Source organism: Oscillibacter ruminantium GH1, assembly GCF_000307265.1.
Lineage (GTDB): Bacteria > Bacillota > Clostridia > Oscillospirales > Oscillospiraceae > Oscillibacter > Oscillibacter ruminantium.
Genome location: NZ_DF158897.1, coordinates 212,202 through 232,174, shown reverse-complemented (window position 1 = coordinate 232,174; position 19,973 = coordinate 212,202). Strand labels below are relative to the sequence as shown.

The following is a 19,973-nucleotide window of genomic DNA, read 5'->3' as shown; positions in this document are numbered from 1 at the left end:
AGGTACACTGAAATGAGTGAAACGATAACGGCTCAGTCCAATACCGCGCCCGCCGATCAGGCGGCTCCCGCCCCCAAGCCCAAGCGTCCCAAGCCGAAGTCTATGCTGATGCTGGATGAGCAGACCCGCGATCTCTTTGAAAACGCACGCCTTGCCAAAGAGCGGGGCGAAAAGGTGGGCTGGTCCGCTTCCATCTTCCCGCAGGAGATCGCCGAGACGCTGGGACTGAACATCCTCTACCCTGAAAACCACTCGGCAGGCATCGCCGCCCGCCATCAGGCAGACCCCTTCCTGCAGGACTGCGAGGGTCCGCTGGGTTATTCCAACGACCTGTGCGCCTACGCCAAGGTGAATCTGTCCTACGCGGCAGCCCTCAACGGGGAGAGCACGGTGGAATTCCCCGATGGGGGAAAAATGGTCAAGCCGGATTTTCTGCTGCTGACCAATAATATCTGCAACCAGCTGACCAAGTGGTATGAAAACCTCGCGAAGCAGATGGATATTCCCATTTTCTTTATCGACACCTGCTACAATCCCAACGACTATGTCACCGAGACGCGCGTGCGCTATGTGCGCGCCCAGATTGACCAGCTGATTCAGGACCTATGCGCGTTCACGGGCAAAACGTGGGATGAAAAGCGCTTTCAGGAGGTCATGAAAATTTCCCAGCGCAACAGCTTCCTCTGGGAGCGGGCCAATAACCTGATGGAGCATAAGCCTGCCCCTATCGGCGGCTTTGAGTTGTTCAACTACATGTCCGCCATGGTTTGCAACCGGGGCAAGACGTCCTCCACCGCCGTTTTGGAGCAGTTGAACGCCGAGATCGAGGAGCATATTAAAAACGGAACCTCCACCTTCCCTGTGGAGGAGCAGTTCCGCGTCTCTTGGGACGGTATTGCCTGCTGGCCCTATCTCAGCCACAATCTGCGCACCATGAAAAAGTACGGCATCAACATGGTGGCCTCCAGCTACGGAAAGGCATGGGCCATTGAATACGACGATCTGGACGGCATGGCGCGGGCATACTGCTTTGCGTCTACCAACGGCGACAACGCCTCCACCATGATCGACCGGCGGATGGAAGCGCTGAAGAAGTTTGACTGCGAGGGCACCATCTACCACGTCAACCGCAGCTGCAAGGTCATGGACTGCCAGATGATGGAGGTTCAGCGCCAGATTTCCGAGCGGGCCGGTATCCCCTTCGCCTCTTTTGACGGCGATCAGGCAGATTACCGCAATTACAGCGAGGCGCAGTTTGAAACGCGCATTCAGGGCCTGGTGGAAGTCATGGCGCAGAAAAAGGAGGCAAACGCAAATGGCTGATTTGAAGAGTAATCTCTCTTTGCTGGCCGAGGCCTGTCAAAATCCCCGCGCCCGGCTGGACTTCTATCTGAGTCAGGGGAAAAAGGTGGTGGGATGCTTCCCGGCCTATACGCCGGAAGAGCTGGTTCATGCCTCCGGCATGATTCCCATGGGCCTTTGGGGCGGACGCACCGAGCTGATGCGCGCCAAGAGCTATCTGCCCGCTTTCGCCTGCCCGATCATGCAGTCCAACATGGAATTCGGCCTCTCCGGTGCCTATGAGGGCCTGTCCGCGGTGATCATTCCCGCCCTGTGCGACACGCTGCGCTGCATGACGCAGAACTGGCGCTTCGGCGTTCCCGGCATTCCGGTGGCTCCCATCGTCTATCCCCAGAACCGCAAGTCTCCCGCCAGCGTGGACTATCTCATCAGTGAGTATGAGAGTGTTTTGACCAAATTGAGCACCCTCACCGGCCAGATGATGAATGAGAAGGCGCTGTGCCGCGCCATTGAGATCTACAACGAGCACAACGCGGTGATGCGGGATTTTGCCGAGACGGCGAATGCGCATCTGGACGTGATTACCCCCAGGGTTCGCCACGCCGTGATGAAAAGCGCCTTCTTCTATGAAAAGAGCGAGCACACCGCCATCGTGCGTGAAATTGTCGAGGAGCTGAAAAAGCTGCCGGTCTACGATCATCCGGGCAAAAAGGTGGTTCTGGCGGGTATCATGTGCGAGCCGGACGAGGTGCTGGATATTCTGCAGGAAAACAACGTCGCCGTGGTGGGCGACGATCTGGCGCAGGAAATGCGGCAGTACCGCACGGATACTCCCGCTCAGGGCGGCGGCGGACTGAAGCGGCTGGCTCTGCAATGGAACAACCGCTTTGGTTGCAGTCTCATCCACGAGGAGGGAAAACCCAGAGGGGCCATGCTGACTGAGCTTTGCAAGCGCACCGGCGCCGACGGCGTGATCTCCTGCATGATGAAGTTCTGCGATCCCGAAGAATACGATCAGCCCTATTACGAAAAAGATTTGCGCAGTGCGGGCATTCCCTGCCTGACGGTTGAAATCGACCAGCAAAACACCAGCTATGAGCAGGTTCGCACCAAAATTCAGACCTTCCGCGAAATGCTCTGAGCCTCCGGGAAGACCGCTTCCCCAAATTTCATGTCACCTCATTCCCCCATAAATACAGTCTCCCGCGGTAAGCCATATGCCGCGGGAGACTGTATTTTCGCATAAATGTGTAAAATGAAGCAAAATCCGGTTTTTGCTTCAACTCCCGCAAAGATTATGGTACAATAGCCGCAGGACGGCTGCCGCGTACGCGGCGGGCCGCACGGCCTCCGGCCGATCATCTCCACAGGAGGGAGTTTATATGGAAGAGTCATTCTGCCTCCGCGACGCGCAGGAGCATCTGCCGTGGGCCGCCATTTTAGACAATGTGGACGCCGGAATCGCGGTGTACGACGCGGACGGAAACTTTCTTTTCGTCAACACCGTGATGATTAAATGGAGAAATATTCCCCGCAGCGAATATTTGAAAATGAACGTACACGATTTCACCCGATTTATCGACGTCTGCGTTTACGATTTGGTAAAGGAAAAAAACAGCGGGTGAGCCGCCTGCAATTCTACCACGATATCGAGGCCGTCAGCGGCCCCGCCCGGATGCGGATTGTGACCGGGACCCCCATCTATGATGGAGCGGGAAATATTAAATATGTCATTACCATGCTTCAGGATATTCAGAATTTTGAGTCGCTTTATCACAAACTGCTCAAGCAGAGTCAGATTTTAACAGAGCAGCCTGTGGTCAGCAAGGCCACGGCAAATCAAAACACCGGCATCGTGGTGGAGAGCAAGGAGCTTAAGCAGCTTCTCTCCGTGGCGGAAAGCATTGCTCCGTTGGATTCCAATGTGCTGATTTACGGGGAATCCGGCAGCGGCAAGGAGGTTTTCGCCCGGTTTATCCATGAGCACAGCGACCGGAAAAGCAAGCCGATGATTACCGTTAACTGCGGGGCCTTTCCGGAAAATCTGATTGAGTCGGAGCTGTTCGGATACGAGAAGGGGAGCTTTACGGGCGCCAGCAAGGACGGCAAGATCGGTTTGATTGAGGCCGCGGACGGCGGGACGCTGTTTTTAGACGAGATCAACTCACTTCCCATGAGTGTGCAGAGCAAGATTTTGCGGGCGATTGAGGAAAAAAGTGTACAGAAGATCGGCTCGCTCAATCCCAAAAAAGTGGACTTCCGGTTGATTGCGGCCACAAATCAGGAACTTTCCCAGTTAGTCCGGGCGGGAAAATTCCGGGAGGACCTCTATTACCGCCTCCATGTAATTCCGCTGACGATCCCGTCCATCCGCAACCGGAAGGACGATATCATCCCGCTGTGCCTGCATTTTCTGGACTATTTCTGCAACAAGTACAATCTGAAAAAGAGTTTTTCCGAGCAGGTCCTAGCCCAGGCGCAGGCGTATGACTGGCCCGGAAATGTCCGCGAAATCCGCAACTTTGTGGAGCGGATGGTGGTCATGACCCCCTATGCCACCACCGAGATCACCAGCATTCCCACCGGGATTCTGGCGGGCGAGGCCAGTGTGTATCACCCTGCGCCGGAAAGACCGGAGGGCCAATCCACCTCCCGCCGGGCGGGGCTTGGGAAGGAAGAGCTGCTGGCCGCCTTGGAACTGATGGGCGGCAACCGCACCAAAGCCGCAGAGTATCTGGGAATCTCCCGCAGATATCTGCAATACAAGATTCGGGAGTACCAGATACCCGCCCGATATAAAAAGAGAGCGGAAACGCCGGATGACGGCGGGTCTTCTTTTAAAAATTGAATTGGAGAGCCAAGCAGGCAGGGATGGCGCATGTGCGCCGTCCCTGCCTGCTTAACTGTTTTTGAAGAGATGCCATTGGCATTTCTCCGGTATAAAAGACCCCACCTGCCGGGAGGGATGGACCCAAACCGGCAGATGGGGCGGGGTTTACGGTTCACAGCGGAGGAAGAACCTTTCTTTCTAACGGAACGGTGAATAAACGCGTTTCTAAAGCAGGATGATTGCGATGATCGTGGAAACGGCAAGGCCGCCCACCACGGGAACCAGATTTTTCCGTACCAGCTCCGCCGAAGAAATTCCGGCGACGCCGGCGCTGGCCACCGCGCCAAACGCCCATGCGCTCAAGCAGCCGCCGCCAACCCAGATAGCCGCCACTTGTCCAAGGCTTGCCAGAACGGCGACATTGTATCCAGCAGGACCGGCCAGCGCGGCGGCAAGACCCGCCACCAGAGGAATGCCGGAAAAGCCGGAGCCGTCCAGACCGGTGATTGCGCCCACAAGCGCGATGCCGATTGCCAGCGTCGGTGCGTTCAAAGGCAGGACCGTTCCGAACGCGCCGCCCAGATCAAACAGGAACCCGGGTGCGTTGCTGTCCAAAATGCTCTGGACGCTTTCGGGATTGCCCATGAAGAAAAACGCGGCAATGGGAATAACGGGGGCAAAAATTTTGATGGAAAACAGCATCCCGTCCCGCAGATATTCCACACATTTTTCCAGAAAGTCCTTCTTGCAGTCCACAGCGGTGGCGACCACCAGAAGCAAGGCGGCGCTTCCACCCAGCAGGGCCGTGGCGTCTCCGCCAAAGATGGAAGCAACACCCTCTATGGTGGCGCCCATCAGGATTCGGATCACGATGGCGATATACACCACCGGAACGAGAATGGCAAAGAACTTTGCATAGGGCGGAGTCTTTTCGCTGTTGCTCGGGTCGCTGTTTTGCAGGGCAGCCGCTTTTGCGGCAGAGGTCTGATCCACGACAAAATCCTTGCGGTTGATAACAAATGCACTGACAAGCGCGATAATGCCGGTGACAAAAGCAAAGATGGCGCCGTACTTCAAAACAGATTCGATTGGTACGCCCGCCGCACCGGAAGTGAGGGCGGGAGCGCCCTGAAGCACCAAGTCTCCGGAAAGAGCCATACCGTGCCCCGCCAGATTAATGGCAATGCAGGCCAGCATCGGCTTCAGTCCGCAGGTCATGGCGATAGGGATCAGGATCGTTCCCACCAGCGCGGTGGCAGGCGTGGGCCAGAAGAAGGTGGCGCAGATGTACATCACTGCCGCCAGCACCCAGAACGCAGTGGTGGGCTTTTTCAGCAGCTTGACCACCGGTGCGATCATCAACTGGTCGGCTTTCATGTGAGTCAGGGATTTTAGCATAGCCACCATCAACGCTATGATGAGCATGATGTCAAACAAATCTGCTCCCGCAACCATCATTCCGTTAAATATGGTTTGCGCGCCGGCAATCACATTAAAATTGTTATAACAAAAGCCGATGACAAACAGTCCCAAAACACAGGGAATCACGACGTCGTGTTTGGCGATCATGAGTACAATGACAAGGATGATAACGGCCAGGTAGATGTAATGCATGTAAGTCAGTGCATATTCCATGGTCTCAACCTTTCAAATTGGATTTGGGGCGCCTGCAAGGGTTGGACTGTTTATTAAATTTTTCCGGAGAAAACGCCGGTCAGACCGGTCTTTTCCACCCTGGCCTTGATTGCGGAAACATCCGTGGTGTAGAGGCCCAGCTCCTTCATGCGGTTGAAGTAGACAGAGCCGGAGAAGGTATACTTCTTGCCCATGCCCTCTTCCGTCTCCATCGCCTCTTTCACATAGGCGATGGCGTCGCCCACGGCAAGCTCGGTGGGCAGAACCAGAACGTCCTCGCCCATGGCCCAGCGCACGGCGTTGTAACCGGCCAGAGTTCCGGTGATGATGGCTTCGGTATGGCCCACCAGCAACCCGGCCTTTTCGCCGCCGCAGAAGAGGTTGCTCACGCCATCGACATGCAGGGCGTTGTCTCTGGGAGCAAGCGCCATGTAACGCATGGAGTTGCCCACACCGCCGGAATAGGGATCTTCAAATCTGGCATTTTCAAAGCCGGGCACCTTGTGCAGCATATCCAGCGGATAGTAAGGCGTCATCAGCTTGGCGTGGCCGGTATCCAGCAAAATGATGTTTTCCGCAAATTCCTTCAGAGCGTACTGCTGGCAGGCCTTGGTGGCCAGAATGCCCTCGCCCTTACGCAGCTCCTCGGGGATGGGAATGACGGCAACGCCGGTGGCGTTGAGGGTGTCAACGATGCTCTGGTCCAAAGACTCCTTGAACAGCTTGCAGGAGCCGCTCATGGCGCCGTAAGAGCCATCGGCCTTTTTGCCGATCTTCTCGGTGACGCCGGCCTTGCCCGCAAGGCTCACGCGGCCGCCGAAGGTGGGACATCTAAGTACGCACATGGCGCAGCCGTTGCCATACTTGCCGCAGTTGTTCATGGGGCCGGCGCTGCCGGTGGCGTCGATAAACACATCGCCGGACAGCTTTTCGTCGTTGGTGAGGATTACGGAGACGATTTTATCGCCGTCCATCTCCACGTCCTTGACACGAGCCTGCGTCAAAACCTCAATGCCCTTGCTCTGAAGCAGATTCTTAATCGCCGGCTCGATGGTGGCGATATCATAAAGGCTGGCGTGCTCATGACCGGGGAAATTGATGTTCTTGTGGCGGCAGTGATTGTCAATCGCGTCGAAGATCTCGTCGGCACCCAGAGCGATTGCCTCCTCCGTGGCCGTGAATCTGCCGTTGTTGCGCATAATACCGCCGACCAGACCGGTGCCCAGCAGCATATCGGTGCGTTCCAAAACCGTGACCTCGGCTCCCGCGTTTTTCGCGGCGATTGCCGCTCCGGAACCTGCCCAGCCTCCACCAACTACGATAACTTTCATAATAATCCCCTTTCAACTTTTTAACGTAAACGCCCTTAAAGAGGGCACATACTACCCGTTCAGGAGCCAAAACGGCTCCTCCTTTTTAAACTGCCTCTGGTCTTTCTTTTTTTACCCTGACTCAGTCTTTTTTCAATGATTTCATGAATGCTTCCAACCGCTTCAGTCCCTCGGCGATGTTCTCATCCGACGCGGCGTAGGAAATACGGATATAATCGCCGCAGCTGTCGCCAAGCCCGATGGCGGGCACGGTGGCGACGGAGAATTCTTCCAGCAGCTTCAGCGCGAAGTCCGCGCCGGTCAGCCCTGTGGCGGAAACATCCACCAGGACATAAAACGCGCCCTTGGGAACCACGGGGGTGATGCCGTCGATGGCCTGAAGGCCCTTGACAATCGCCTCCCGCCGACGGGTAAAGGCGGACAGCATGTCCTTTACCGCTGCTTCCGTTTCCGGCAGTTCCAGCGAATCCACAAGCCCCTGCTGAATAAACGTGGGAGAGCAGGTGGTGGAATACTGGTGAACCTTCAAAATCATGCCGGTAAGTGCCTTGTCGGCGGCGATGTAGCCCAGTCTCCAGCCGGTCATGGCGTAGGATTTTGAAAAACCGCTGATGACGATGGTCCGTTCCCGCATACCGGGCAGCGCCGCCATGGAGATAAACTCCGCGTCGTCATAGACCAGTCGGCTGTACATCTCGTCAGAGATGACCAGCAGATCGTGGCGGACAGCAAGCTCGCTCACTTTTTCCAACGCGGCCCGCTCATAGACCGCGCCGCTGGGATTGTTGGGGTTGTTCAGAACGATCATCTTCGTTCTGGGGGTGATGTGACGCTCGATCTCATCGGCGTCCAGCTGGAAACCGTTCTCTGCGCGGAGGGGGACATCCACGAATGTACCGCCCGCGAATTTGACCAGATTCTTATAGGAGACGAAGGCGGGCGTGGGAATGATGACCTCGTCGCCGGGATTGATAAAGGTCAGAAGCGAGTTGTTCAGTGCCTCCGCTCCGCTGGAGGTGATGAGGATTTCGGACTCCGGGTCGTAAGAAACGGAGGTGCTTGTCTCAATCATGCGGGAAAGAATCTTGCGCAGGGCGGGAAGGCCGCGGTTAGAAGCATAGTGGCTGTAATTGTCCGCAATCGCCTTCATGGCTGCCTGCTTAATCGGTTCGGGTGTGGGGAAATCAGGCTCGCCGGCGCTGAAAGGAATCACGTCCTTTCCGCTGGCGCGCAGCGCGGCTGCACGGTCCAGAATTGCCCGAATGGGAGATGCCTCCAGCCGTTTGGCGCTTTCGGATACGAAGTCTCTCATACCGCGCCGCCTTCAACCTTGATCTCGTTGCGGCACTGGCCGGTCGTCTCATATTCCTTTAGGTTGTCCAGCGTGACCTCGATCATGCTGTTGATGGCTCCATCCGTGTAAAACGCCACATGGGCGCTGTACGCAGTGTCTTCCCGCTGAAACAGGGCCTTAAACACCGGGTCGGAGATCTGATCCACAGGCAGCTTTTTGCGGACGAACTCCGCCTCGTTTTCATACACGTCGAATGCAAAGCCGCTCAGTTTTCCGCTCTCTAACGCCTTCAAAACCGCCGCGTGGTCCACAAGGCCCCCTCTTGCGGTATTCACCAGAACCGCGCCGGGCTTCATCAGCGCCAGCGTTTCATCGCAGATGAGGTGGTAGCTGTCGTCCGTCAGGGGGCAGTGCAGAAAGACGATGTCGCTCTGCGCAAAAAGCTCCTCTTTGGAGACGTATGTACCCAGCTTTTCCGCCGCTGCGTTGGGATAAGGGTCCCAGCCGAGAACCTTGGTGCCGAAGCCGTTCAGAAGCGTCATGGTGGTGCGGCCGATGCGGCCCGTGCCCAGAACACCAGCTGTCAGCTGGCCCAGCTGGCGGCCTTTCAGGCCCTTCATGGTGAAGTCGCCGGATTTCACCATCTCATAGGATTTCTTGCCGTGACGCAGGACCCACAGGGCCATGAGAATGGTGTGCTCCGCGATGGCCTCGGGAGCGTAAAACGGGACGTTGGCGCAGTGCAGACCGTATTTCACCACAGCGTCATAGTCCACATGGTCGCTGCCGGCAGACCGGGTGGCCAGATATTTGACTCCCCGCTCGGACAGTTCTTTTACAACCTTTTCAGTCACATTGCAGGTTGTGACCAGAATGATACCATCGCAGTTATGGACCTGATCCACGGTGTCCTCATTCAGCGGGGCCTCCGCGAATTCAAATGTGAAGCCGTACTTGCCTTCTGCCTTTTCATAGGCGGCCAGCTCATCGGCCTGTACGCCATATACTCTGATGTGCATATTGATCCTCTCCTTAATTATAATTGAACTCGTGGCGGAAGAAATTCATGACGGCCGCGATGTCCTTGTTTTCTTCAAAGCTGTCTTTCATTTTGTTGACAGCATAGGTCACGGGACGATGCTCAAGCACCTCAACGATGCCCAGAGCCGCCTGATAGCTCATCCGCTCCAGCGCTTCGGTGGTAAACGCTGCCGTGTGCGGGGTCACAATCACATTGTCCATGGACAAAAGCGGATTGTCCGCCTTGGGCAGGTTTCCTTCAAACACATCCAGCGCCGCGCCCCGCAGGTTTCCCTCTTGAAGCGTTTTTATCAGGGCGGCTTCGTCAATGACCTCGCCGCGGCCGGTGTTGATTAAAAACGCGCTGGGCTTCATCAGCGCCAGACGGCGGGCGTCCATGGTGTGGCGGGTTTTGTCATTGCCGGGCAGATGGAGGGAGAGAAAGTCGGCGGAGGAAATGACTTCGTCCATGTCCGGCGTGAGGTATCCGAAGTCGGCCTTCTGCTTTTTGGTGATGTGGCGGTTGTAGCCGATCACCTTCATCCCAAGGCCGTTACAGGCCATTCTGGCCACCTGTGTTCCGATGTTTCCCATGCCGATGATGCCCAGCGTCTTTCCGCTGACATCGTTGCCATACAGGTTGCGCACCGACATGTCGCCGCTTTTCAGCCCGTTATTGTAGACGACGGAGTGCTTTGCCAGCATCAGAATCAGACCCACGGCGTACTCCGCCACGGATTTTTGGTTGGATTCTGCCGCGTTGCAGATCTGGATTCCCAGATTGGTCGCGGCTTCCACGTCGATGCCGTCCACGCCCACTCCGTGCATAGACACCACTTTCAGTTTGGGACAGCCTTCAAAGACCCGCTGCGTAAATTTCCCGTTTCGGGTGAGTGCGCCGTCGCAGTCGCGGCACTCTCTGAGCAGCGTTTCTTCATCAGGACCGGTTCCTGTAATCAGGGTATATCCCTGTTCTCTTAAAAAATCCAGCCCTTTTTCATTGACTGGTTCGGTAATCAGCACTTGATATGCCATGTTTACACCGCCTCCTTTTGTTGATATTATACAAGAATTCGACATCTGCCACAACGGACAAAATACACGCTAATCTTTTAGGTTGGTGGACATTTTATCATTTTTCTTCGTGACTATTTCCTGCATTTACGTTAGAATACTATTTGTGATGCTTATAACACGGTAGCAATTTAGCGTAAAGAGTCTTGGCAAAATTTTTAATGCGACGGAGGAATGGACGATGGCATTGACGATTCAGGATTTGATCAGCCAGAGAGTTTTCCCGGATGTAAAACTGCTGGCGGGACAAAAAGGAAATAAGAATGAGATACAGTGGATCAATATCATGGAGATTCTGGACACGCCGAAATCCGTGCAGCCGGGCGAGCTGCTGTTTACCACCGGCTACGGATTGCAGCAGGAGGAGTCGCATCGGGATTTGATTGCGTGGCTGGTCAAGCGCGGCGTGAGCGGGGTTGCCATTCAACTGGGCTATTATCTGGACAGCGTCCCCAAATATATTTTGGAGCAGGCGGAGGAACTGAACTTTCCGGTGATGTCGCTGCCCAAGGAGCTGACCTTCTCAGAAATCCTGCACACCATGATGCAGATTATCTCTCCGGGCCCTCAGGAGGCTTGGGATGGAAACGTGCTCAAGCAGTCCTATCTCTTTTTGGAGCGGAGCATCCACGGCTGTCAGAGCGAGCTTTTTCCGGACAATGACTCGCGGCATGTTCATCTGCTGCTGCTGTCCCCGGTGAACTATACCGGCGTTGAGGAAAAGGTCTGGCGGAAATGCCTGACGCAGATCTGTTCCTTTATCCAGTCGTGCAGTCAGGTCTGCCTTTGGAAGGAAATGCCCCAGCATAAATATGTATTTCTCACGTCCTATGCCTCTGACGAAAAATGCCTCTCCATGTTTTATGAATTAAATATCCGGTTCACATTTCTCTCTGAACAGTGTGGCACCAACTATTATCTGGGCGCGGAGCGTCTCCACGCTCCGGACGATCTCATGCTCTCGCTGAATCACGCGGTGGAAGCGCTGGAAACCCTGCCAATCATTCAGGCGCGGCGGGGCGTTTGCTCTTATGATAACATCCGTTTTTTGAAGATGTTCGGTCATCTGCACCGCAAGGACTCCTCCGTTGTGCTGGACAACCAGTCCCTTCAGCTTTTGCTGAACTACGACAAGGTAAATAACACCAATTACGTTCAGACGCTGCGTATTTACCTATCTAACAGCGGAAATATGACGCAGACCGCCGGCCAGCTCTTTGTCCACCGGCATACGCTTATTAAAAGACTGGATAAAATTTCATCCATTGGAAATTTGAATCTGGATGATTACTATACCCGTATTTACATGTCTATTGCCCTGCTATTTCATGATTACTTTATTTTTTAGAAATGGACAAAGTATCTACCAATTTGAAATTTTGAGCACAACTTGGCTAAAGCCTTTGTGAAATCTTTGATTTTTCCCGTTTCATCTGATATTTTAGACAAAAGCGAATGCGACCGGCAAGAAAAATTGTTAAATATGCACGGAACGCATGTCCCCATTTAACAGGTCACAACTAAAAGGAGATGAAACGATGACTTTAATCAAAGGCGGTTATACGAACTATGGCCAAGACGTCGGCATCCTGATGATGCGCACGGTATTTCCCCGTCTGCTGGGCGACATTGGAAATGCCAGAACCTTTTCCATGCCTGTGCGCTACCGCATCGTTGACGTGGACGCCCTGAATATGACCGAAAAAAATGCCAATGAACGGCTGCTTCAGCCCTTCATTGACGCTGCACGGGAACTGGAGGCAGAGGGCTGCAAGGCAATTGCCACCAGCTGTGGATTTTTGGGCGGCTTCCAGCGTCAGCTGGTAGACGCCGTGAATATTCCGGTGTTCACATCCACGCTTCTGCTGGCGCCTATGATTCGCGCGGTGCTCAACCGCAACCGGTCTATCGGAATTTTTACAGAGTGTGCCGACACCATGACCGAGTCTCACTTCAATCAGGCGGGCTGGTCCGCCAAGGACATCCCGGTCAATGTCACCGGCATGACTCCTGATTCGGCTTTTTCCAAGCTGGTGATCGGAGATAACCCAGAGGGGAACTGGGAACACATGGCGGCCAGCATTCGGGAGATGACGGCCCGCCACATGGAGCAGTATCCCGACACGGGCGCCATCCTTTTGGAATGCACCAACTATTCCCCGTTTACCAAAATGATTCAGGAAATTGCGCAGGTTCCGGTATTCGGCATCAACCAGCTGCTGGAGTACATTGACTCTTGTGTAAACGTCCCGAATTATCACCACGGCTAAGACAATCGCCCGCATTTATCCAGGAGTGCGCTGCAAAATTGAATTTCGTGCAAATCTCCCCGTCTGATTTCGCGGTGCTCTCCATACTTGGCAAATGTATGTACACACCAGAAAGAAAGGGACCTGAAGATGACACTTGTAAAGGATGTCCTAACCGCGCTGGACGATTTGACCAACGGCCGCTGCCTAAAGTCTCCCTATGACTGGGCGTCAGGGAAAAATCCCTGGGTCGTCACCAAGTCGTCGAACATACCGGGAAAGGCGATTGTGGAGATGCCGGGTCTTGTTTGGGGGGACCCCGAAAAGCCGGTCAAAAAAATTGCCGTCATGATGACCATGACAGAGAGCGCAATCGAGCTTGCCGCCGCAACAGGCGTGGATGCGATGATTGCCCATCACCCCATTGGCGACGCATCCAATTCCGGCGGTGTTTTGCTGAAATACTATCTGGGACTCTACGGACTGACCTGCTTTGAACTGCACGAGGCGTTTCATGGGCTTCATCCGGGAATTCCTTGGCTGCATGGGCACAAGCCCCATTTTGCCTCGGTAAATTACGGGGGGATTCCGGGAAATATCGTTTATGTGGGAGACGTTTTTCCTGAAATCAGCACGGTGGGCGACATGATCGCGAGACTGGACCGGCTGATGAATGCCAGTTCCGACGAAAAGATGCTGGCCCTGGAGCGCAACCATCGACAGTGCGACAGAATTGAGGAGACAAGCGTTGCCGCCAGAGCAAAAATTCTGGTGGGCTCCGTGGATTCTCCCATGAAAAAAGTAGTACATATCTTCCCCCACTGCGGCTTCACGCCGGAGCACCTTGAAAAAATTATCGCGGAGAATCCTGAGGTTGATACCCTTTTGGCCTCCATCAGCAGAGTCTATCCCGGTCACCCTCTGATCGAAAAGGCGGAGGAGCTGGGGCTGAACTTCGTCTGCGGTAATTCACATGCCATGGAAATTTTTGAAAATGGCGTTCCCCTCGCAAATGCTCTGAAAAATCACCTGCCGGATGTGGAGGTTGTGGTATTCAGAGAGAGGATGACCAGCGTTCCGCTGGAGCTGATCGGGTCCGAGGGTATTCGGGAATACGGCTCCAGAATCGCCGGGGAATATCTGCATCGCAAATAAGCTGTGTGGCTTAGAAACATAAAAGATTTGAGGAGGGAACACTTTGAAAGAACCGATCACCGAGAGCAAGACTGCGACTAAGACCGAGAGCGAACTTCAGCGTCAAAAATGGCAGCCCATTGAGTATGTAGGACTGGTCCTTCTAATCGTCATCCTCGCCTGCGTCTTTTTCTTCGACAAGGAATTCTCCGGCATGTTCGACGCAATGTTCACCCGCGCTTACAAGATGTTTGAATTCTACCTGTTCGGAGCCTCTAAGCTGGGCGCCGCCATCGTGGTTTCCGTTATGACGGGCCGCGTGTTGGAGCGTCTGGGCCTGACTGACGCACTGATGCGTTTGTTCCTGCCCGTTATGAAGCTCATCAAGGTCAATGCGGCCGTGGTCGTCGGTGTGATCTACAACATTCTGGGCGACGTGAACGCCGCCGGACGGATCGCCGGTCCCGTGGTCATGAAAGCCGGCTGCACGAAGGACGAGCAGAAGATCGCCATTGCCACCATGTGCAATGCCCCCTGCTCCTTCTCCATCATCGTGCTGGGCATCATCGCTCTCTCTGCCGCGGGCATCAATCCCCTTCCTGTGATGATTGTGGGCATCTTCCTTCCCATCGTTCTGGTTCCCGCATTGCTGAAGCTCTTCTGGCGCAACACCAAGGCCGCCGACATCAAGGATCTTCCGCGTTTCACGCCTAACACCAGCGCCATGGACACGTTGTTCGGTTCCGCCCGCGAAGGCGCCCAGCTGGTGTTCCTCTTCATCCTCCCCGCAGGCTGCGTGGTGTTTGCCTTGATCGGAATTATGGAATATTTCGGCATTTGGCCCGTTGTCACAGATGTGCTGGGCGGCTTTTTCTCCATGATCGGAATCGAGCCGATGACCGGCGTTGATACCATCATGACCGCAGGCACGCTCGCTATGAAGAACTTGGGTACTTATCTGACGGATGGAACCATCATTGCAACGACCGCCGCTGTGAAAAAGCTGATTGTCGGCTCCTTCATTCTGGCAAACTCCGCATGGCCGATTCAGGTCCCTCTGGGCCAGATTCCCGCCGTGTGGAACGGTGTGGTTGATCTGAAAAACGGCGAAATCATGCGTGCCGCTCTTATCGGCTGCTTCCTGCGTCTGGTTTATGCCGCAGTGGTTGCCCAGATTTTTGGCCTGTTCTTCTAAGCACATGGCCCGCGACATTCATAGCGCCGCCCCCTCTCGGATCAAATAGAGATCTGCTTGAGCCGCCGATTTTGTTAAAAACAAAGTCGGCGGCTTTTTTTGCCTGTGGGGCTAAATGTGTGCGAAAAAGGACGGAGAAGCGATGGAAAACAGGATTAAAAACGCCCGCGCGGTAAGAACCTGCTTCACACGTTTTTGTCCCGCTTCATATGATACGAATACCATCCGTATCCGTATCAGGGGCAACCGTCCCGATCATGAAAGGGGTCAATCCAATGAAACTTGCGTTTGAACTTGTGCCTGACCTTGCAACCCAACTGGCGCCGTGCCATCAATTCCGCCTGTCCGTTCTCAAGGATGGGGAGGAAATTGTGGACTCCTGCGGCAGCGATTCGTATTCCTATCACGCGATGGTTTTGCCCGGCCGGCCAATCGCGGCGACGGGAAGAGACGCAATTCACGATTTTGAGCCTGATCTCAAGGGAATTAACGGGATTGCCGGGAGTCCTATCGAAGTGCCAATTGAGGATATCGAAGAGTTGGAGAGAATTTCTGTGCGTCTGGACAACAATTTCATTCTTGCGCAGGAGATTCTGCAAAGTTTTTACAGCCTTCGCTGTCAGATCGGCGAAAAGGTTCTGGTCCTCCCGCTGAAAAGCTATCTTTGCCGCGTGAATTGGAAGGGCCTTGGGACCTTTGACATCGAGGCGGGCGCAATGTGCAGAGACTTTGCAAAAGATCTGGAGACGGAAGTCTAACCTCGGCGGTTTTGCTTTCGATATAGGATGCCTGCCACGGCTAAAGAAATCGTATCCACAATGGGCTGCACCCACATAAGACCATAGAGTGGAATGAGGGCATCCATAACAAACGAAATCGGAATGTCCAGAATTCCCTTGCGAATGACAGAACAGACAAGCGCCGGCTTGGCCTTTCCCATTGCCTGAAACTGGACGATGATCGGATAACAGAGTGACATCATCGGCATTGCCGTCACCATAATGCGCAAAAATCCGGAAGCGTACTGGATGGTCGCGGGGTCCTCGATAAAGATTCCCGCTAACAGCGGCGCGAACGCCTCATAACAGATGAGGCACAGAACCGAGAAGCCTAGCGAGATCGTGCAGCCAAAGTGGAACGCCTGCTTTCTCCGCTCCTGATTGCCGACGGAATAGTTATAAGCCAGCAGGGGCAGAAGACCGTTGGATACGCCCATGGTGAAGTAGAGAGGCAGCTGGTCCAGCTTTTTGACAATGCCGAGTCCTGCAACTGCCTCTGTGGCGTATCGCGAGACAAATTTTGACTGCACGCTAATGGATACCACCGTCAGTGCAAATTGAACCGCCGAGGGAAACCCCACGGCAAGAATTTCCTTGATGTGTCTGCCGGTATACCGAAGATTTTTCGGGGAGAGACTTACTACGGTTGCGTTCTTTTTCTTGACTGCGTAGCAAATGAAATAGGCCATTGCCGCCGCGTTTGAAATCGCGGTGGCCACGCCCGCGCCCACCGCGCCCAGCCCTAAAAACTGGGGCAATACAAAAATGGGGTCGAGAATGGTGTTCAGAATGCCGCCCATGGACACGCCGACGGAGGCGTGCATGGCGCTTCCCTCTGCGCGCACCAGATTTGCCAGCAGGGTATTGAGGATGGTGAAAGGCCCGCCGATGAGGATCACCCATCTGGCATAGCCCAGCGCGATAGCAAAGGTGCGCTCCGTCGCGCCGCACAGCCGCAGAACCGGCTCCCCTAAAAATAGGAAGACGCACGAATACAAAATTCCCGCGACAAGCCCGCTCCAAAAGGAAATGCCCGCGATCTGCCGCGCCTTTTCCAAATCCTTTTTGCCCAGCGCCCGCGCAATTGCGCTGGCACCGCCCACGCCGAAGAGATTGGAGATGGCTGTCAGCATCAAAAACATGGGAAACGCCACCGTGATGGCGGCGGTCGCGGCGGACTGGTTCAGCATCCCAACAAAATAGGTGTCCGCCAGACTGTAAATCAGCGTAATCATCTGTCCGGCAATGGCCGGGGCAATCTGCTTGAGGACTGCCCTTTTCACCGGCATACGCTCAAAAATATCAATTTTTTGGTTGGACTGCCCCAAGTGGAACCCCCTCTTTTTTAATCGTTCTTGACGTTTTCAAACGCCTGATTCAGAAACCGGATAAACAGCTCCTGTTCCGACTGTCCCATACCGTCCAGCAGTTTCCCACCGGTACGCATACGGTTCTGCTTCATTTTCTCTCCAAGTTCCACTCCGTATTCCGTGGGAACGACGATTTGACACCGCCCGTCTTCTTCCGACCGTTTCAGCGTGACGCACCCTTTTTCCGCCATGCGCGTGACAATGCCCCGGGCGGTCTGGTGGGTGATGCCGAACTCGTCCTTCAGATCCGTCGCTGTCGCATTTTTGTGCGCTAGAAAGAACTGAAGACTGTCGGCCTGCGACGATGTCAGGTCCAGAGCCTGCAAATGACGGTTTCGGTTTTTGATGATTGTGTTCGCCAGTTTTAAGATCAACCGGCCCAGTTCGTTTTCCGCTTGGCGCACCATAATATCCTCCTTCTTCAATTACACAGCCCGCTGTATAATATTATACAGCGGGCTGTGTAATAAAGCAAGTGATTGTGGAAAAAACTGCCCTTCAATAACAGCAAATGCGGCGCGGAGAAAAAATTTTGCATATTGGCTGGGCTTTTTAAAAAGAAACTGCCCCGGCGCGGTTGAAACCGCGCCGGGGCAGTATAAAATTTGCTTTTTGCGTCGCCCGATTTTTTATGGCCGAAAAGCGCTCACGCTGCACATGTTTGGGTAGCTCATTCCGCAGCGGCCATGGCCTTTGCCTCGGCAATGGCTTTGTCCTGCGCCGCAGGAGGGCAGTCTTCATAGCGCACAAAGTCAAAGGTGAAGCGGGCGCGGCTCTGTGTCATGGATCGCAGGTCAATGGCATAGGTGCCCATTTCGCCCATGGGGATCTCAGCCACGATTTCCGTCTCGCCGTCCGCTATAGGATTGGTTCCCATAACGCGGCCCCGGCGCTTGTTCAAATCACCCATCACGTCGCCGGTAAAGTTGTCGGGTACATAGACGTGCAGTTCGCCAATCGGCTCCAGCAAAACGGGGTTCGCCTGTTCCAGACCGGCCTTGAACGCCAGAGACGCGGCGGTCTTAAATGCCATTTCCGAGGAGTCCACCGGATGATAGGAGCCGTCCACCAGCGTGGCCTTTAAAAACACCACAGGGAAACCCGCCAGCGGGCCGTGGACGCAGCTTTCCCGCAGGCCCTTTTCAACGGCAGGGAAAAAGTTCTTGGGTACGGAGCCGCCAAACACGTTCTCCGCAAAAATCATGTCCTCGCTTTCGGACTGCGGTTCAAACTCAATCCACACGTCACCAAACTGGCCGTGTCCGCCGGATTGCTTCTTGTGGCGGCCCTGCACCTTGACCTTCTTGCGAATTTTCTCGCGGTAGGCCACCCGAACGGGGGAGAACACAGTCTCCACGCCGAAACGGGACAGGAGTTTGGCCTTCAAAACATCCAGATGGATGTCGCCGGTGCCGGAGAGGACCAGCTGATGCGTCTCGGCATTGTTCACCAGAGAGAACGTGAGGTCCTCTTCCGCCAGCTTTGCAAGACCGCCGGCCACCTTATCGTCCTGTCCGCGGGTCTTGGGGGCGATGGCCTGAGCATAGCAGGGCGTTGGGAAGGGAATGCCGGTGAGATTTACCACGCTCTTTGCGGAGCACAGGGTGTCCCCTGTTTTCAGCTTTTCCATCTTGGCCACTGCCGCGATGTCGCCACAGCAGACCTCCTTGACCTCGACGGCCTTTTTGCCGCGCATGGTGTACAGGTGGCCCAGCTTCATGGCCTCGCCGGTGCGGGCGTTGGTGAGCGTCATGTCCGCCGTGATCTTTCCGGAGATAACCTTGAAATAAGAGTACCGGCCATACTGATCGGAGGTGGTTTTAAACACAAACGCATAGGGATTGCCGTCCTCGGTCAGGTCGATTTCCACAGGCTGACCGTCTGCGTCGGTACCCTTGCGGTTGGGAATTTCCACAGGGTTGGGAAACAGCTTGACCGCGGTGTCCAGCACGGTCTGGGTTCCGATGCCGGTAAAGGCGCTGCCATACATCACGGGGCAGAGAATCAAATCCCGCACACCGGCGTGCAGACCTTCCAAAATTTCTTCTTGTGTAAACGGTTCGCCGTTAAAGAATTTTTCCATTTTTTCTTCGCTGGTCTCCGCCACGGATTCGCACAGCTGCTGATAGAAGTTCTCCACGACCTCCATCTTGTCGGCGGGAATGGGAACCTCTTCCCGACGGCCATTGGGCTTCAATTCATAGGCCTTTTTATAGACCACGTCGATCAGCGCGTCGACTTTCTTGCTTTCGTCCCACATGGGCATCATGGTGGGGCACACGGCCCGGCCGAATTTTTCACGCAGGGATTCCCACGCGCCGTTGAAGTCCCCGCCCTCTTCATCGCTCTTGGAGATGTAGATAGCGCGGGGCATATTCCGCTCCTGCAGATATTTCCACGCCTTTTCGGTGCCCACGGAAATACCGCCCTTGGCGGAGCAGACGATGATGCCGGCGTCCGCCACGCGGAGAGCCTCCAGCACCTCGCCGGAAAAGTCAAAATATCCCGGAGTGTCGATCACATTGATCTTCACGCCCTTGAATTCGATGGGAGCAATGCTCAAAGAGATGGAAATTTTCCGCTTGATTTCCTCTGGGTCGTAATCGCAGGTGGTATTTCCATCGGTCACTTTACCGAGTCGATCCGTGCCGCCGGTCAGATACAGCATAGACTCTACCAAAGAGGTCTTGCCGTTTCCGCCGTGGCCCAGTAAGCAGATATTGCGAATGTCCTTTGCAGTCATATGTTTGTACTCCCTTC

General features: G+C 54.7%; 17 protein-coding genes. 9 read left to right on the top strand and 8 right to left on the bottom strand.

Going from position 1 to position 19,973, the window contains the following annotated elements; genetic code table 11:
* Window positions 1-12 precede the first annotated feature (12 nt).
* From ON16_RS05700 to ON16_RS05690, 4 genes are all read left to right on the top strand, one after another.
* Window positions 13-1,323, top strand: coding sequence for a 2-hydroxyacyl-CoA dehydratase subunit D (locus ON16_RS05700; protein WP_193372944.1), 1,311 nt, complete (start codon window positions 13-15; stop codon window positions 1,321-1,323).
* Window positions 1,316-2,443 carry a 2-hydroxyacyl-CoA dehydratase subunit D gene (locus ON16_RS05695; protein ID WP_040660245.1) on the top strand — a complete coding sequence of 376 codons (1,128 nt, stop codon included), beginning with the start codon at window positions 1,316-1,318 and terminating at the stop codon, window positions 2,441-2,443. Before ON16_RS05700 ends, ON16_RS05695 begins: the two co-directional genes overlap by 8 nt.
* A 241-nt stretch (window positions 2,444-2,684) precedes the next feature.
* Window positions 2,685-2,927 carry a PAS domain-containing protein gene (locus ON16_RS16120; RefSeq protein ID WP_243441776.1) on the top strand — a complete coding sequence of 81 codons (243 nt, stop codon included), beginning with the start codon at window positions 2,685-2,687 and terminating at the stop codon, window positions 2,925-2,927.
* Window positions 2,924-4,150, top strand: a complete 1,227-nt coding sequence (locus ON16_RS05690) for a sigma-54 interaction domain-containing protein (protein WP_243441775.1) — start codon at window positions 2,924-2,926, stop codon at window positions 4,148-4,150. Before ON16_RS16120 ends, ON16_RS05690 begins: the two co-directional genes overlap by 4 nt.
* A gap of 207 nt (window positions 4,151-4,357) precedes the next feature.
* Here ON16_RS05690 and ON16_RS05685 read toward each other — a convergent pair whose 3' ends face one another.
* The 5 genes from ON16_RS05685 to ON16_RS05665 form a co-directional block, all read right to left on the bottom strand.
* Entirely contained in the window at window positions 4,358-5,746 is a 1,389-nt protein-coding gene (locus ON16_RS05685) for a hypothetical protein (protein WP_243441774.1), read from the bottom strand.
* Between the two features lie 74 nt (window positions 5,747-5,820).
* On the bottom strand, window positions 5,821-7,098 hold the full coding sequence (locus tag ON16_RS05680) for an FAD-dependent oxidoreductase (protein ID WP_193372943.1): 1,278 nt from the start codon (window positions 7,096-7,098) through the stop codon (window positions 5,821-5,823).
* A gap of 121 nt (window positions 7,099-7,219) precedes the next feature.
* A complete protein-coding gene (locus ON16_RS05675) occupies window positions 7,220-8,410 on the bottom strand; it encodes a pyridoxal phosphate-dependent aminotransferase (RefSeq protein WP_040660242.1) in 1,191 nt (396 codons plus the stop codon).
* Entirely contained in the window at window positions 8,407-9,411 is a 1,005-nt protein-coding gene (locus ON16_RS05670; RefSeq protein WP_051131563.1) for an NAD(P)-dependent oxidoreductase, read from the bottom strand. Before ON16_RS05670 ends, ON16_RS05675 begins: the two co-directional genes overlap by 4 nt.
* Before the next feature lie 13 nt (window positions 9,412-9,424).
* The gene (locus ON16_RS05665; RefSeq protein ID WP_040660240.1) at window positions 9,425-10,447 is read right to left on the bottom strand and encodes a hydroxyacid dehydrogenase; all 1,023 of its coding nucleotides are present in this window, start codon (window positions 10,445-10,447) and stop codon (window positions 9,425-9,427) included.
* 220 nt (window positions 10,448-10,667) lie between these two features.
* Here ON16_RS05665 and ON16_RS05660 point away from each other — a divergent pair, with 220 nt between their 5' ends.
* The 5 genes from ON16_RS05660 to ON16_RS05640 all read left to right on the top strand — a co-directional run bounded on the left by ON16_RS05660 (window position 10,668) and on the right by ON16_RS05640 (window position 15,822).
* On the top strand, window positions 10,668-11,834 hold the full coding sequence (locus ON16_RS05660) for a PucR family transcriptional regulator (RefSeq protein WP_040660238.1): 1,167 nt from the start codon (window positions 10,668-10,670) through the stop codon (window positions 11,832-11,834).
* A 190-nt stretch (window positions 11,835-12,024) separates the two neighbouring features.
* Window positions 12,025-12,756, top strand: a complete 732-nt coding sequence (locus tag ON16_RS05655; protein ID WP_040660236.1) for an aspartate/glutamate racemase family protein — start codon at window positions 12,025-12,027, stop codon at window positions 12,754-12,756.
* Between the two features lie 129 nt (window positions 12,757-12,885).
* The gene (locus ON16_RS05650) at window positions 12,886-13,890 is read left to right on the top strand and encodes a Nif3-like dinuclear metal center hexameric protein (RefSeq protein WP_040660234.1); all 1,005 of its coding nucleotides are present in this window, start codon (window positions 12,886-12,888) and stop codon (window positions 13,888-13,890) included.
* A gap of 43 nt (window positions 13,891-13,933) precedes the next feature.
* Complete coding sequence (locus ON16_RS05645) at window positions 13,934-15,064, top strand: hypothetical protein (protein ID WP_040660232.1); 1,131 nt, start codon at window positions 13,934-13,936, stop codon at window positions 15,062-15,064.
* Window positions 15,065-15,339: 275 nt separating this feature from the next.
* Entirely contained in the window at window positions 15,340-15,822 is a 483-nt protein-coding gene (locus ON16_RS05640) for a hypothetical protein (protein WP_040660230.1), read from the top strand.
* Here the strand turns inward: ON16_RS05640 and ON16_RS05635 are convergent.
* From ON16_RS05635 to ON16_RS05625, 3 genes are all read right to left on the bottom strand, one after another.
* The gene (locus ON16_RS05635) at window positions 15,819-17,171 is read right to left on the bottom strand and encodes an MATE family efflux transporter (protein ID WP_040660228.1); all 1,353 of its coding nucleotides are present in this window, start codon (window positions 17,169-17,171) and stop codon (window positions 15,819-15,821) included. The two genes, ON16_RS05640 and ON16_RS05635, sit on opposite strands and share 4 nt — an antisense overlap.
* Before the next feature lie 17 nt (window positions 17,172-17,188).
* Entirely contained in the window at window positions 17,189-17,620 is a 432-nt protein-coding gene (locus ON16_RS05630) for a MarR family winged helix-turn-helix transcriptional regulator (protein ID WP_040660226.1), read from the bottom strand.
* 263 nt (window positions 17,621-17,883) lie between these two features.
* Window positions 17,884-19,956 (bottom strand): elongation factor G, encoded by a 2,073-nt coding sequence (locus tag ON16_RS05625; RefSeq protein WP_040660224.1) that lies wholly within the window; start codon window positions 19,954-19,956, stop codon window positions 17,884-17,886.
* Window positions 19,957-19,973 lie beyond the last annotated feature (17 nt).

Coding starts and splice junctions, on each gene's coding strand:
- ON16_RS05695 (WP_040660245.1), top strand. CDS start 1,316: ATGGCTGATTTGAAGAGTAATCTCTCTTTGCTGGCCGAGGCCTGTCAA.
- ON16_RS16120 (WP_243441776.1), top strand. CDS start 2,685: ATGGAAGAGTCATTCTGCCTCCGCGACGCGCAGGAGCATCTGCCGTGG.
- ON16_RS05675 (WP_040660242.1), bottom strand. CDS start 8,410: ATGAGAGACTTCGTATCCGAAAGCGCCAAACGGCTGGAGGCATCTCCC.
- ON16_RS05660 (WP_040660238.1), top strand. CDS start 10,668: ATGGCATTGACGATTCAGGATTTGATCAGCCAGAGAGTTTTCCCGGAT.
- ON16_RS05670 (WP_051131563.1), bottom strand. CDS start 9,411: ATGCACATCAGAGTATATGGCGTACAGGCCGATGAGCTGGCCGCCTAT.
- ON16_RS05625 (WP_040660224.1), bottom strand. CDS start 19,956: ATGACTGCAAAGGACATTCGCAATATCTGCTTACTGGGCCACGGCGGA.
- ON16_RS05680 (WP_193372943.1), bottom strand. CDS start 7,098: ATGAAAGTTATCGTAGTTGGTGGAGGCTGGGCAGGTTCCGGAGCGGCA.
- ON16_RS05685 (WP_243441774.1), bottom strand. CDS start 5,746: ATGCATTACATCTACCTGGCCGTTATCATCCTTGTCATTGTACTCATG.
- ON16_RS05640 (WP_040660230.1), top strand. CDS start 15,340: ATGAAACTTGCGTTTGAACTTGTGCCTGACCTTGCAACCCAACTGGCG.
- ON16_RS05665 (WP_040660240.1), bottom strand. CDS start 10,447: ATGGCATATCAAGTGCTGATTACCGAACCAGTCAATGAAAAAGGGCTG.
- ON16_RS05655 (WP_040660236.1), top strand. CDS start 12,025: ATGACTTTAATCAAAGGCGGTTATACGAACTATGGCCAAGACGTCGGC.
- ON16_RS05700 (WP_193372944.1), top strand. CDS start 13: ATGAGTGAAACGATAACGGCTCAGTCCAATACCGCGCCCGCCGATCAG.
- ON16_RS05630 (WP_040660226.1), bottom strand. CDS start 17,620: ATGGTGCGCCAAGCGGAAAACGAACTGGGCCGGTTGATCTTAAAACTG.
- ON16_RS05650 (WP_040660234.1), top strand. CDS start 12,886: ATGACACTTGTAAAGGATGTCCTAACCGCGCTGGACGATTTGACCAAC.